This window comes from Cellulomonas pasadenensis, assembly GCF_047229365.1.
In the GTDB taxonomy this organism is placed as follows: domain Bacteria; phylum Actinomycetota; class Actinomycetes; order Actinomycetales; family Cellulomonadaceae; genus Cellulomonas.
The window spans coordinates 1-12,675 of record NZ_JBFTEP010000015.1 but is presented as its reverse complement, the minus strand read 5'-3'; the positions used below and the strand labels follow the sequence as shown (position 1 = coordinate 12,675).

General features: G+C 75.4%; 12 protein-coding genes. 11 read left to right on the top strand and 1 reads right to left on the bottom strand.

Translation table 11 applies throughout. From position 1 onward, the window contains the following. Positions 1-12 precede the first annotated feature (12 nt). The 8 genes from AB6N23_RS03855 (at position 13) to AB6N23_RS03820 (ending at position 7,808) form a co-directional block, all read left to right on the top strand. The gene (locus tag AB6N23_RS03855) at positions 13-294 is read left to right on the top strand and encodes an isoamylase early set domain-containing protein (RefSeq protein ID WP_412864777.1); all 282 of its coding nucleotides are present in this window, start codon (positions 13-15) and stop codon (positions 292-294) included. Positions 295-433: 139 nt separating this feature from the next. Continuing rightward, entirely contained in the window at positions 434-733 is a 300-nt protein-coding gene (locus AB6N23_RS03850; RefSeq protein WP_412864776.1) for a hypothetical protein, read from the top strand. Then, positions 730-2,118: a hypothetical protein gene (locus tag AB6N23_RS03845; protein WP_412864775.1), complete on the top strand. Its 1,389-nt coding sequence runs from the start codon at positions 730-732 to the stop codon at positions 2,116-2,118. Before AB6N23_RS03850 ends, AB6N23_RS03845 begins: the two co-directional genes overlap by 4 nt. Beyond that, entirely contained in the window at positions 2,115-2,837 is a 723-nt protein-coding gene (locus AB6N23_RS03840) for a hypothetical protein (protein WP_412864774.1), read from the top strand. Before AB6N23_RS03845 ends, AB6N23_RS03840 begins: the two co-directional genes overlap by 4 nt. After that, on the top strand, positions 2,834-3,601 hold the full coding sequence (locus AB6N23_RS03835) for a hypothetical protein (protein ID WP_412864773.1): 768 nt from the start codon (positions 2,834-2,836) through the stop codon (positions 3,599-3,601). Before AB6N23_RS03840 ends, AB6N23_RS03835 begins: the two co-directional genes overlap by 4 nt. Before the next feature lie 157 nt (positions 3,602-3,758). Then, positions 3,759-6,404: a hypothetical protein gene (locus AB6N23_RS03830; protein WP_412864772.1), complete on the top strand. Its 2,646-nt coding sequence runs from the start codon at positions 3,759-3,761 to the stop codon at positions 6,402-6,404. Positions 6,405-6,518: 114 nt separating this feature from the next. Beyond that, positions 6,519-7,175, top strand: coding sequence for a hypothetical protein (locus AB6N23_RS03825; protein ID WP_412864771.1), 657 nt, complete (start codon positions 6,519-6,521; stop codon positions 7,173-7,175). Between the two features lie 96 nt (positions 7,176-7,271). After that, positions 7,272-7,808: a hypothetical protein gene (locus AB6N23_RS03820; protein WP_412864770.1), complete on the top strand. Its 537-nt coding sequence runs from the start codon at positions 7,272-7,274 to the stop codon at positions 7,806-7,808. A 42-nt stretch (positions 7,809-7,850) separates the two neighbouring features. Here AB6N23_RS03820 and AB6N23_RS03815 read toward each other — a convergent pair whose 3' ends face one another. Next, positions 7,851-8,501: a DUF4352 domain-containing protein gene (locus tag AB6N23_RS03815; RefSeq protein WP_412864769.1), complete on the bottom strand. Its 651-nt coding sequence runs from the start codon at positions 8,499-8,501 to the stop codon at positions 7,851-7,853. Between the two features lie 357 nt (positions 8,502-8,858). Here AB6N23_RS03815 and AB6N23_RS03810 point away from each other — a divergent pair, with 357 nt between their 5' ends. From AB6N23_RS03810 to AB6N23_RS03800, 3 genes are all read left to right on the top strand, one after another. Continuing rightward, positions 8,859-10,022 carry a sensor histidine kinase gene (locus AB6N23_RS03810; RefSeq protein WP_412864807.1) on the top strand — a complete coding sequence of 388 codons (1,164 nt, stop codon included), beginning with the start codon at positions 8,859-8,861 and terminating at the stop codon, positions 10,020-10,022. Positions 10,023-10,086: 64 nt separating this feature from the next. Beyond that, on the top strand, positions 10,087-10,740 hold the full coding sequence (locus AB6N23_RS03805; RefSeq protein ID WP_412864768.1) for a response regulator transcription factor: 654 nt from the start codon (positions 10,087-10,089) through the stop codon (positions 10,738-10,740). A 252-nt stretch (positions 10,741-10,992) separates the two neighbouring features. Next, positions 10,993-12,519, top strand: coding sequence for a hypothetical protein (locus tag AB6N23_RS03800; RefSeq protein WP_412864767.1), 1,527 nt, complete (start codon positions 10,993-10,995; stop codon positions 12,517-12,519). The last annotated feature ends 156 nt before the right edge of the window (positions 12,520-12,675 follow it).

Below are 12,675 nucleotides of genomic sequence, written 5' to 3'. Positions count from 1 at the left end.
GTGGATGCCACCGTGCTGAAGAAGTCCCGCTCCGCCAAGTCCGGAACCTGCACCCTGACGTTCGCCCTGCCCACCCCGTCGCTGGACGGGCCGGTCAGCGTCGTGGGGACGTTCAACGACTGGGTGCCGTGCACCCACGTGCTGAAGAAGCGGTCGAACGGCATGTCGAGCACGTCCGTGACCGTGCCGCTGGGGAGCACCGTGACGTTCCGGTACCTCGGCGACGGCGGCAAGTGGTTCGACGACATCGACGCGGACCGCGTGACGACCGACGGGTCCGTCGTCACGGTCTGACGACCCGCCGGGCCCGGCGAACCGGGCCTGTGGACGACGGCGATCTGCCCCTTTCGTCCCGGTAGCGTCGCGGCCCTGCGCTCGAGAGGCGGGCGCAGGACCGCTGACGTCAGGGGGCTGCGCCGTGTCTTCGAACGCCGTGTCTTCGAACGCCGGGAAGCTGGTCGTCGACACCGACCTGCTCCGTGCCGCCGGGGCGCGTCTCGCCGACCTCGCGCAGACCTTCTCCGCCGCGAACGTCACGGCGCGCGACCTGCGGGCGGACGTCGGGCACGACGGCCTCGCGGACGTCCTCGGCGAGTTCGCGATCGGATGGGACGACGTCCGGACGAGCGTCGTCGCGGACGTCGGCGCGCTCGCCGAGGCGTGCACGCGGGTCGGGACGACGTTCGCGGAGCTCGACACCGCCTTCGCCGCGCAGCTGCGGGGCACCGCGTGAGCCGCCCGTTCACCTGGTACCCACTGCACCACGCCGACCCGGTCCCCGGCGACCCCGCCGCGGTGCGCGCGGCCGGCCACGAGCACGAGCGCGTCGCCGCGCAGATCGCCACGGCCGCGGACGAGCTGCGCGCGATCGCGGGCGGCATCGCCGTGACGTCCCAGGCCGTCGACGAGGTGGCGGCGCGGGCCGGCGCGCTCGCCGACACGATCGAGCGCGCGCACGCCCGGTACGCCGCCGCGGGACGGGCGCTCGTCGCGTACGCCGACGGGCTGGAGCGCGCGCAGGCGCTGTCGCTGCAGGCCCGCGACCAGGCGACGGCCGCGATGGCGGCGTCGGGCACGGCGGCCGACGACCTCCGGTACTTCCGCGTGCGCGAGGAGGAGTCGCAGGACGAGCCGGAGGTCGCCGCGCTCATGGCCGCGCAGGTCGACCAGTCGCGGGCCGCGTTGGTCCGCGCCGACCGGCAGCTCGACGACGCCCGCGACCTGCTGGCTCACGCACGCGCCGTGCGTGACGACGCCGCGGAGACCGCCCGCGCGATCATCGCCGCGGCCGTGCGCGCCGACGACCTGCACGACACGTTCTGGCAGGACGTGCGCGGCGGCGTGGAGGAGTCCGGGCTCGCCGTGTGGAACGGGATGGACGAGTTCGCGACGGGGCTGAGCATCGCGGCGCTCGCGCTGTGCTGGGTGCCGGGGGTGAACGCCGCGGTGGCCGCGGTGGCGACGGTCGCCGGGGCGGTCGTGCTGGTGCGGGACGTGATCCTGCTGGCACAGGGGAACGGGTCGGTGCAGGACGTCGTCTTCGGCGCTGCCGGGCTGGTCAGCTTCGGGGCCGGACGGGTGCTCGGGCAGGGCCTGCGCACGGCGACGAACGCGAACCGGGCGGCGCAGGGGGCGCGTGCCGCGACCGCGACGACCGTGGGATCGGCGGCGCACAACGCCGCGTCGTCGACCGGGCGTGCGGCTGCGACGGCGGCGCAGCGCGTGCGCCCGTCGGTCCGGCCGGCGGGGGGTGCGGGGTTGGCGTCGGCGCTCAGTCCGCGGGCCATGCTGCGCGACCTGGCGTCGGACGTGCGCGACGGCGCCGGCGCGGTGGTGGCGGCGACGCGCGGCCCGGCGGCCGCGGGCGTCCACGCCGCCGGTACGGGGGCGCTGCGGAACCCCGTCCTCGAGGGCGGCAACGCGATCAAGGCGGCATGGGGGCAGAACCGCCTGGCGGGCGCGCTGCGCGCGGTCGGCAACGAGGACGCCGCACGGGACGTCGCCTACCTGGCGCAGAACGGCGGCGGCTACAAGGTGCGGGTCGGGTTCACCGTGGCACGGCACGTGGGCGACGTCGGCCTCACCGTCTCCAGCGGTATCGAGGCGGTGCGCCGATGAGCGGGCAGGGCGCGGACACCTCGCGGGCCGCCACGTCTACGACGCGTCCGCCGACCGCCACGGACGTCGGCCTCGGACTCGTCGTCCCCGCCGACTGGTGGGTGCTGCGGCTTGCCGACGCCGATGCCACGCGCCGCACCGTCGCCGCGCTGGTCGAGGAGCGGTTCGGCCGGGACGACGCCCTCGCGGCGCTGCGGCGCGAGCTGCGGGTCAGCGTGTCGGCGTCCGCGCGACGCGCGGCCGCGGCCGGCGGGTGGCTGATGGCGTTCATGCTCACGCGGGTCGCCGACGTGCCGCTGCCCGCGACGCTCACCGCCTTCCGCGTCCCCGGGTCGTTCGCGACGGACGGGCAGGTCGACGCCCTGCGCGCGTCGCTCACCGCGCACGCATCGCAGTCCGGCGGGCAGGTGGACGCCGCCGACGGGCCGTCCGGCCTGGTGCTGCGGTCCGTCCGCGAGCGCGTCGGCGACGTGCCCGGCGCCGGCGCGGTGCCCGTCCTCCTCTGCGACTACTGGTCCGACCCCGGCGACGACCGCGGCCTCGTGCACCTCGGGTTCTCCACTCCGCTCCCCGACCTGCGCGACGGCTGGCTCGACCTGTTCGACGCCGTCGCCGCGACCCTCCACCGGCTCGACGAGCCGACCTCCGTGCACGACGACGACCTTGACGACGACACGCACCACGACATGCACCACGACATCGAAGGAGCACCCGCATGACCGCCACCTCCGCCCGTGACACCGCCGCCGCTGAGGCCACCGCCCGTGACGCCGGCGCGGTCAGCGCCACATGGGCCGGGCTCGCGCGGCCCGGTGCCGCCGCGCCCGCCCCCGCTCGACCCGACGGTCCCGCGCCCGGCGCGGCGCCCGTCGACGCGGCCGAGCGGGGGCAGCGGCGCCGCTGGTGGTTCTCCATCGCGGCCGGAGTCGTGGGCGTGCTGCTGTTCGGGTCGCGGGCGCTGACCGACGGCGACGGCGGCGGCGCAGTCGCGCTGATGATGGTCGCGCTCGTCGGTGCCGGCGTGGGCGTCTGGATCCGCCGGATGGTCACCGCCACGGCGCGTCGGCACGCCGCGGTGCGGGCGAAGCGGCCCGGCGCGGAGGTGCTCGAGGTGTGGGGCGCGGTCGGCCTGCGCGGCGCGCTGCACGCCGAGGGCGTCGCGGACGCCCCGGTGCGCCGGACGCAGGGCACGGCGCTGACCCTCGCCGTCACGGGCGCGGAGCTCGAGCTGTGGTCGGGCCGCGACGACGCCCGGCTGCTGCACACGGTGCGGTGGGCGGACGTCGAGGGCGTCGTCGACGGCACCGGCACGATCGCCGGCGACGGCCCGAAGCCGGCCGTCGTCGTGCTGACGCACGCGGGCAACGAGCTGGTGCTGCTGCCCGCGCGGACGTCGACGGGGTCGATCCGCACCGCGTCCGGCACGGAGGTGCGGCGGCTGGTCGGGCGCCTGGAGGGCATGCGCGTGGCCTCGTCTGCGTGACGGAGGCCGCCCGCGCGGCCCGCGTGGCGACCGTCGGCGCCGGCGCCGGGACGGGTCCCCGTCGAGCGCGCCGCCCGGGTGACGTATCTGGCGGCCATCGTCCGCGTCCTACCCACCGAGCGGCCGCGACGGTGCGGCCCTGCCCCGAGGGGGAGCCATGGCAGGTCGTCACCGGTCCGCGGGGCTCGTGCCGGACGGCACGCCGCTCGACGGCCTCACGGAGATCCGCGTGCACGGCGTCGGCGGGACCGGCCCGGAGTCGCTGCTCGGCGACCTGGCGCCGACGCGCGTCGCCGGGGACCGCATCGCCGGCTTCTACCGGACGACCGACGCGGCCGGGCGGCACCGCGAGGCGTACTCGTGGGGCGGGATGACGTCGCACAGCCCGGTGCGGGCGCTGTGGATGTTCCTCGTGCCGGCGATGTTCTCGAACATGGCCGGCTGGACCGCGCGACGGTGGATCACCGCCGGCGAGGACGAGGTCACGCAGAAGCCGACCATGTGGCTGTTCCGGTGGTTCGCGCGGCTGTCGGCGCTGTCGCTCACGCTCGCCGCGACGGCGATGTCGGTGCTGCTGTTCGTCGACGTCGTCGCCTACCAGTGCGGCGCGATCGCCGGGTGCGGCGGCGAGGGCTGGTGGACGGGCCTCACGCGCTGGGCCGGGCCGGACGAGCCCGGCCGGCGCGTGGTGCTCGGCGCGGCCGTGTCGACGCTGCTCGCGGTCGGGATCTTCCTGCTCGCGGGGCGCACGCGGCGGGCGTACGAGAGCGTCGAGCCGCCGACGGCGAACGGCGCGTATGCGGCGCGTGGGGTGTCGGCGGGCGGTACGTCGACGGGCACGGCGGGCGGTACGTCGGCGACGGCGGCGGCCGGTGCGTCGGTGGACCCGGCGAGCAGCACGCCGACGGGCACCTCCGCGGGCGCGCCGGGCGACGCCGGAGCACGACCGGACGTCCGCAGCACCGACCGCACGCCGTCCGGCACGTGCGCCGCGGCACGCGAGGGCGGGCTCCGCGACCCGCACTTCTGGTCGGGCCGGGTGTGGCACCAGTTCCTCTCGCAGGTGCACCTCGCGGCGTGCCTGGCGGTCGTGACGCTGTACCTCGGCGGCGTCGTCGCGGAGCTCGGGGCGGGCACGGTCCCGGGCACGCTGGGCGGCGTCGCGGTGGCCGTCGCGGCGGCGTCGGTGCTCACCGTCCTGGGGCTGCTCGCGCGTGACCGCGCGGCGCTCCGCGCGTCGGCGGCCCTGCTCGCCGGGACGACGGCCGGTCTGGTCCTCGCCGCGGCCGCCGCCCTGGCGCTGCCCGCCGAGCCAGGTCCCGCGGGGATGGCACCGGGCGCACGGACGGCCGTCAACCTGGCGTGGGGCGTCGCGCTCGGCCTGCTCGTGCCGCTGGCCGGGCAGCAGATCGGCGCGTGGGTCACGCGCCGGCGCAAGGAGCACGCCGCGGCGCGGGCCGGCATCCCGGTGCGACGGCTCGAGCTGTTCCCGTGGGCGGCGCCGTTCGTGCTGAGCGCGGTCTCGCTCATCCTCGCGAACGCCGTGCTGCTGTCGGTGATCGTCTGGGTGGCGCGGGCGCTCGCGCCGACGGAGTGGGGCTTCGCGCCGGACGACCCGACGGCGACGCCCACGGCGATCCACCTGCCCGCCGCGATCGGCACCATCGCGTCGGTGCTGTCGCTCGGCCTGGTCGCGGCCGGGGTGCTGTTCGGGCTGGTCATGGCGCTGCGCTACCTGCGCGTGCGGTCGGTCTGGACCACCGACGTCGAGAACGACCTGCGCGCCGCGTACCGCGCGCACCGGCGTCCCGTGACGGCGACCGTCGTGCGCCCCGACGACCGGTGGTGGCACTCCGCGCTCGACGGGCCGGCGTTCGAGACGCAGGCCGTGCCGCGGCCGGGACGCCCGAACGGGTGGGTGCGGAAGGTCGCGCGCATGCGGTACGCCGCGGCGCACTCGCGCGACGTCGCGTGGCTGCTCGTCGGTGTGACGGTCGCGGGCGTGCTCGGTGCCGCCGCGTTCCTCGTCCACGTGTGGGTGCTGCGCCGCGGCACGCCCATCGTCCTGCCCGAGCTCGGCATCACCCTCGCGGTCCTGCTGCCGCCCGCGTACGTCGGCCTGCTGCTGCTCATGTGGCGGCGCGAGCGCTGGCGCAAGACGCTCGCGTCGGTGTTCGACGTCGGCACGTTCTTCCCGCGGTCGTTCCACCCGTTCGCACCGCCGTCGTACGCCGAGCGCGCCGTCCCGGAGCTGACGCGCCGCATCTGGCGGCTGCACGACAACGGCGGCCGCGTCGTGCTGACCGCGCACTCGCAGGGCAGCGTGCTCGCGGCGGCGGTCGTGGGGCGGCGGTCGTCGCGGCCGGGCGAGCCGACGATCGGGCTGGTCACCGTCGGGTCGCCGCTCGGCAAGCTGTACCGGTGGGCGTTCCCCGCGCTGTTCACGGACGGCTTCCTCGACGGGATCGCCCAGGGCCGTCCGGGCATCGGGCCGGTCGCGTGGACCAACGTCTACTACGCGACGGACTACGTCGGCGGGCCCATCTGCACCGCCGACTCCGTCGTGCCCGGCGGCGTCGACCACGAGCTGCCCGACCCGCCGACCGACCAGCACGTCGTCGACCAGCCGCTGCCACCGGTGCTCAGCCACACCGGGTACTGGGTGGACCCGGCGTTCTGGGCGCGCGTCGACGCGACGTGCGAGGCGGTGCGGGCGGATGCCGCAGCGCGGAACGGTGTGCCGCACGGGGTGGTGCGGGACCGGAGGGTGATCGACCCGGGGGTGCCGTTGCGGTACCTGTGAGGGGGCGGCGGCCACTTGGGATAGGCGACCGACCGGTCGGCCGTCCCTGCGTCGCTCATCGCAGGCGCCCGGTCCGTTCTCTCGTGCTCGTCCCGGCGCGGGACACTGGTCGCGATGTCTGCGTCCTCGATTCCTGGTGCCGATCGCGGCCGGCCGTACCGGCGAACCGCGGTCGTCGTCGTCGCGGTCGCATTGCTCGCGGCGGCGGTCGTCGGGATCGTCGCCGGCGGGCCCGTCCTGCGACTCACGGGGATCCTCGCGACGGTCGTCGTGGTCGGAGGCGCCGTCGTCGTCGCGACGCCCCTGCGGACCACCCGGCACCGGCACGCCGCCGTTCGGGCGTTGCGGCGCAAGGCCGACGTCATCGAGGTGCGCGGCGCCGTCGGCCTCCGAGACGCGCTCGCCGGCGAGAAGGCGCTGCGCGCACCGGTGCACGCACGGCGGCGGACGCCGCTGTCCCTGGCGGTGAGCTCCGAAGGCGTGGAGCTGTGGGCCGGTGGGACGACGCCGTCGCTCGTCTACTCCGCTCGGTGGTCGGCGGTGGAGGCGTTCGAGGTCATCGCCGAACGGGCGGCTGGGGCGCTGGTCATCGTGACCGCACGTGGGAACCGCCTGATGCTCGAGCCGGCGCGCCACGCCGACGGGTCGCCGCTGCGGGCGCGGGAGAACGACGTGCGCGACCTCGTCGCGACGCTGGAGGCGGCGCACGCCGCGGGCGTCGCTGCGGAGGCGGCACGGGCAGCGCGGGGCCTGCGACGACGGCGGCGGTAGGCGCTCGGTGGCGTGGGCCGCGGCGCGGACGTGCCGGGCGCCGCCGAACGGGTGATGCTCGATCCACGCCCCGATCCGGCTCCCATACTCGAACGCGTGACCAGCGACGCGGACTCCCTCACGCTGCAGGTGGCGGACGGCGGCACGATGCTCCACACCGCCGAGTGCCCGCACCTCGGACCCGACGCCCTCGCCTCGTTGCGACCCGCCACGGACGAGCAGCTGGAGACACTGCCGACGTGCGCGTCGTGCAGGGCTCTCCTCGACGGGGGCCGGCGGCAGACGTTCACGTCGCTCGAGCCCGCGCTGGAGTCGCTCCCCGTGCCGCTGGAGAACCGGCGACGTGTCCGGGAGATCGCCGCAGGCCTCACCTTCACCGCTGTGTGGATCCCGGCATCCCGCTCGTACGTCGCGGTCGCCGAGGCGCCGGGCATCACCGCCGCCGCGTACATCAACAAGGGCTTCGTCGACGTGCGGCGACCGGGCGGCGGGTACGACCGCGAGCTGTTGCCGCACCACGGGACGCGCGGCCGCCGAGGGCCCGGCGCCCACGCCGACGCGCCGCCGCGGACGTGCCCGAGCTGCCACATGCAGCTGCCTGCATCCGGTGTGTGCGACGACTGCGGGGCGTAGTGGCGGGCGGCGCGGACGAGCGTCCACACCGCCCGTCCGGCGTCACCCCAGCGCCACCGACACGCCGCCGGAGAAAGCCGAGTCGTGCAGCTCCAGCGACGCGGGCGCAGCGTCGGCCGGGATGTCGAAGACGACGGTGCCGTCGACCGAGTTCCCGGGGTTGATCTGGTTGAGGAAGCTGTTGGAGTCGCCGACGTAGATCGCCGCGGCGGTGTCGGCCGAGTGGGTGCGGCCGGCGGTGTCGAGGAGCTTCTGGCTGCTGCCGTCGAACATCTGCGCCTCGTCGCCGATGTTCGTCACGCGCAGGTGGACGAGCAGGAACTGGCCCTGGGCGTCCTCGCCGAACAGGTCGTCGCCGACCCGCGCGACGCCGGGCTCGACGCTCGTGACGGTGAACTCGAACTTCCCGTCCCGGACGGGCGTGCCGACGCCGGCGGCGGGCTGCTCGGCGGGCGCCTCGGGCTCCGCAGGCGCGGGGTCGGCCGGGGCATCGGCCTCGCCGGGTGCCGCGTCGGCGGGCACGGCTGTGCTCGCGGTGGTGGGTGCGTCGTCGTCGCCACCGCCCATCGCGCCGCCGACGACGGCGACGAGCACGACGACGCCGATCGTCGTGAGGATCTTGTGGCGCGCGAACCAGGAGCGGCGCGGCTGCTCGGCGGGGGCGGGGGCGGGGGTCGAGTGCTGCTCGGTCATCGTGACTCCTCGGTCGGTGGGTGTGGCGCCGATCGTGCTGGTGGGCGGCACGCCGGCGGGTCGGCCGATCGGCTCGACGTGGCTGGCCGGTCGGGTGGCGCTCGGCGGTCGGGACCGACCGATCGGCGGACGTCGGCGTCGGTGGCCGCCCGTACGCTCCGACGCATGTCCTTGCCGCCGCCTCCTGCTGCCGGGCAGTCGCCGGCGCGGGGTCCGGCGCCTGCCGCCGGTCCGCCACCGGCGTGGCCCGATGCGTACGTCCCGACGCCCGTTCGGTACCCGCCGCAGCGCCCGGCGCCGGCGCGCCCGCGGCGGTGGACGTCGCGCCTGGGGACGACCGGTGCCGTCGTGAGCGTGATGTTCTCTGCCTCCGCCGCGGCGTCGTTCGCGTCGACGGGCAACACGGGGATGGACGGGCTCGCGCTGCTCGGGGCGTTCGCGGTGGGCATCTCGATGGTGTGGCGTGCCCGCTGGCCGCTCGCCGTGTGCGTGGGCACGGCCGTCGCCGCGCTCGTGATGCCGCTCGACCCGCTGGGACCGCTGATCGCGCTGTCCTGGGTGATCGCGACGGCCGGCCGGCGCCAGATCGCCATCGCCACCACGGCGGCGGTCACTGCGCTCGTCGTCGCGTCGGCCCGGGACCTCGCGCGCACCGGCGACAAGGTGTTGTTCTCCGCCGTCAGCGAGGTGACCGGGTCGCGTCAGTACCTGACCCCCACCGGCTACTCGATCCTCGTCGCCGTGGCGCTCGTCGCCGCGGTCGGCGTCGGGCTCACGCGCCGCTACCGCGCGTCGGCGCAGGCCGCGCTCGTGACCGCGTCGGCGGAGCACCACCGCGCCGAGGCGCTGCGGACGCAGGCCGCGCAGCTGCGCACCGAGCTGAGCCGGCAGGACGAGCGCGAGCTCATCGCCCGCGAGATGCACGACACGGTCGCCCACCAGCTGTCGCTCGTGTCCCTGCACGCGTCGGCGCTCGAGGTGACCGCGGACGACCCCGGCACCGACGTCGGCGAGGCGGCCCGCTCCATGCGGATCTCCGCCCACCGCGCCCTCGACGAGATGCGCACCCTCATCGCCTCGCTCCGCACCGCCGGCGACGCGTTCGCCGAGCAGTACGCCGGACCGGCGCCGCGCCTCGACGACCTGCCGCGGCTCCTCGACGACGCACGGTCGGCGGGCGTCGACATCGGCGCCACGGTGTTCGTGCAGCAGGCCGACGACGCGCCGCCCGCCCTGACCCGTGCGGTGTACCGGGTCGTGCAGGAGTCGCTGACCAACGCGATGAAGCACGCACCCGGTGCGCGGGTGGACGTCGACGTGCGGGCGCGGCCGGGGGACGGGGTGGCGGTGACAGTGCGGAACGCGCTCGGGTCCGGTGCCGGCCGTGGGGGCGGCGCCGGCGCGGGGCTCGTGGGGATGCGGGAGCGGGCGGAGTCGCTGGGCGGGACGTTCGCCGCCGGGGCCGAGGGCGCGACGTTCGCCGTGCGCGTGCACCTGCCGTGGGCGCCGCCGACGGCGTGACCACGCGGCATGCGTGGTGGAGCGGGTCGCGGCCGGTGTCGGCGGGAGCGGCTACCGTCCTGGCGTGATCCGGGTGCTGGTCGTCGACGACGACCCCATGGTGCGGCGGCTGCTGCGGACGATCCTGCGGCCCGACGACATCGAGGTGGTCGCCGAGGCGTCGGACGGCGACGAGGTCGTCGCCGTCGTGCAGGCGCACCACCCGGACGTCGTGCTCATGGACCTGCGGATGGAGCGCGTGGACGGGATCCGCGCGACGGCGTCCGTGCGAGCGCTGCCGTCCCCGCCGGGGGTGATCGCGATGACGTCGTTCGACACGGAGGCGGCGATCCTCGATGCGGTGCACGCCGGTGCCGGCGGGTTCCTCGCGAAGGATGCCGGGCCGGACGAGATCGTCGCGGCGGTGCGGGCGGTGGCCGCCGGTGAGGGGTGGCTGTCGGCGCGGGCCGCGCGGACGGTGATGGCGCGGGTGGCGGTCGACCCGGGCGCGGGCGCGCGGCGGGAGGCGGCTGCGGCGCTGGCCGGGCTCACCGAGCGGGAGCTGGAGGTGGCGCGGGCGGTGGCCGAAGGGCTGTCGAACGCGGAGATCGCGCAGCGCGTGTACGCGTCGGAGGCGACGGTGAAGACGCACCTGAGCCGGGCGATGGACAAGCTGGGCGTCGGGAACCGGGTGCAGCTGGCGGTGGTGGTGGATAGGGCGGCGATCGAGGCACGCTGACGGGTACACGACCCCGAGACCCGGTCGCGACGGCAGTCCGCTGTCCGATAGCCCGTCGGCGGGCGCCGCTGTCTGGTGTACCGGTCGACAAGCGCCGCTACGACGGCTGCTGGGCCACCGTGGTCCGGCCGTCGGTCCGAAAGCGAGAGCCGTGACATGGAGCCCTCACGCTCCTGGCTCCCCGTGCCGACAGAGACCAAAGGTGCGACCACGCCCGTGGCGCAAACGACGGATCGAGAACGACGAGGCCCCGTGGACGAGCAGCTGGAACCGGTCGAGCCCGAGGTCACGCTCGTCCCGCTCGACGAGCACGGCCGAGTGGCCGTTGTCGCCGCAGACGTGGAGCGGGCTCGAGACGTGGTGCACCGTCTCGGCGCCACTCTCCCCGTGGCGACGACGCGCGGCGAAGGCGCGGCTGCCACTTATTTCGGCGGCGCGGCGTTGGTGGGGGCACAAGGAATCGTGGCCGGCGTTCAAGGGCTGCAGGGCGTGGTGCAACTCGCCCCGGAGACGCTTGCTCTCCTGCATCAAGGCGGGCACCTCATGATGTCCCACGGCCAGATGCTCGGCAACGTCGTCGGCGCGAACGGGACCATCGTCGCGAACGCGGCCTTCGTTCCCGTCTCGGCTGCCACTTCGATGGCGACCCTCGTGGCCACGCTCGGGCCTGCCGTGGCGCTGGTGGCGATCCAGGTCCAACTGGGGCGCATCCAGAAGGCCGTCGACCAAGTGGGGCGATCGGTGGACCTACTCCTTTCGGAAGCGCGCGAGTACCGCTCCGCGGACGTGGAGACTCGCATCGACCGAGTCGCCCGCGAATCGGCACGCGCCGTCGAGCTGGGTCGCGTCCCGACGGGCATGCTCGATGAGCTACGGGGAGACGGGCATGCCCTCGAGGCGTACTGCCGCGCTACCGCGCACACCATCGACGCCCGGCTGCGTCAGTTGGGCATCGGCCGCGACAGAGGCGCCTCCGTCCAGAAGGACGTGCTGCTCCGGGACGCGGCCAGCCTGCTACGTGACACGGTGAACCTGCACGCCGCGGCGGAGTGCTGGTTCGTCTACGAGCTGTTGCGGGCGGCCACGCTCCGCGCTCAAGACCACGAATACGCCGATGCAGTCGTCGACTCGGCGTCCGCGCGCAGCGATGCCTGGCGCACCACGGCTGCAGAGCAGACCGCCGTGCTCCAGCGACGACTACGCCAGGTGGCGGCGGCTCCTGGCAAGGCGCTCGACCCCCGGACGAAGCGGCGTGTGGCCGCCATCGCGCAAGAGGTGGCGGACGCGGTCGTCGAGGCGATGCCGACGACGGACCCAGCACTTCCGGCAGCCGAGCTCACCGTCGGACTCAACGACGAGCATCAGGAGCAAGTCCTCCAGGAGCTCCGGTGGCGCACCGAGGATGGGCCGCTGATCCTTCTTGCCGGCGTGTCCGTGCCGCGCGTGGCTGAGGTCCGCGGCATCGACGTCACTCGCGGCGCACCACGTGCCGTCGCCGCTCGTGACGGCTTCATCGCGGTCGGGACGCACCGCGTCGTCGTCGCGATCGTCAAGGAGTTCGTCGCCGACGGGTCGACGATGCTCGATGCGCCGCGTACGGACTGTGGCGTCAGCACCGTCGAATCGGCCACGGGTCAGTTCTCGCTCCAGGTCATCGACGGCGAGTCGGTCCGTGTTGTGCCGCATGAGGCGCAGCGGCGTCTCGCGCCGTCGCTGATGCACAGGCACGTGGGTGAGGCGTTGGCAAGGCGAGCGCCGCGGGGGCAACTCGGCCGGTGAACGGGTGCCCGACCAGCGGGCCCCTGAGCAGACCACCGGGCCCTGAGCACCCTGTCTCGCCCCGGCTTCAGTGGAGGCTCGCAAGTGACGCGTCGACGGGTGTCGGTGCGTCGTTCTGACGGTAGTAGTTCTCTTCGTGCTCGGCGGGTGGGATCA

Excerpts from the sequence above, each read along its gene's own strand:
- AB6N23_RS03825 (WP_412864771.1), top strand. The coding sequence starts at position 6,519 with ATGTCTGCGTCCTCGATTCCTGGTGCCGATCGCGGCCGGCCGTACCGG.
- AB6N23_RS03810 (WP_412864807.1), top strand. The coding sequence starts at position 8,859 with ATGTTCTCTGCCTCCGCCGCGGCGTCGTTCGCGTCGACGGGCAACACG.
- AB6N23_RS03830 (WP_412864772.1), top strand. The coding sequence starts at position 3,759 with ATGGCAGGTCGTCACCGGTCCGCGGGGCTCGTGCCGGACGGCACGCCG.
- AB6N23_RS03835 (WP_412864773.1), top strand. The coding sequence starts at position 2,834 with ATGACCGCCACCTCCGCCCGTGACACCGCCGCCGCTGAGGCCACCGCC.
- AB6N23_RS03840 (WP_412864774.1), top strand. The coding sequence starts at position 2,115 with ATGAGCGGGCAGGGCGCGGACACCTCGCGGGCCGCCACGTCTACGACG.
- AB6N23_RS03815 (WP_412864769.1), bottom strand. The coding sequence starts at position 8,501 with ATGACCGAGCAGCACTCGACCCCCGCCCCCGCCCCCGCCGAGCAGCCG.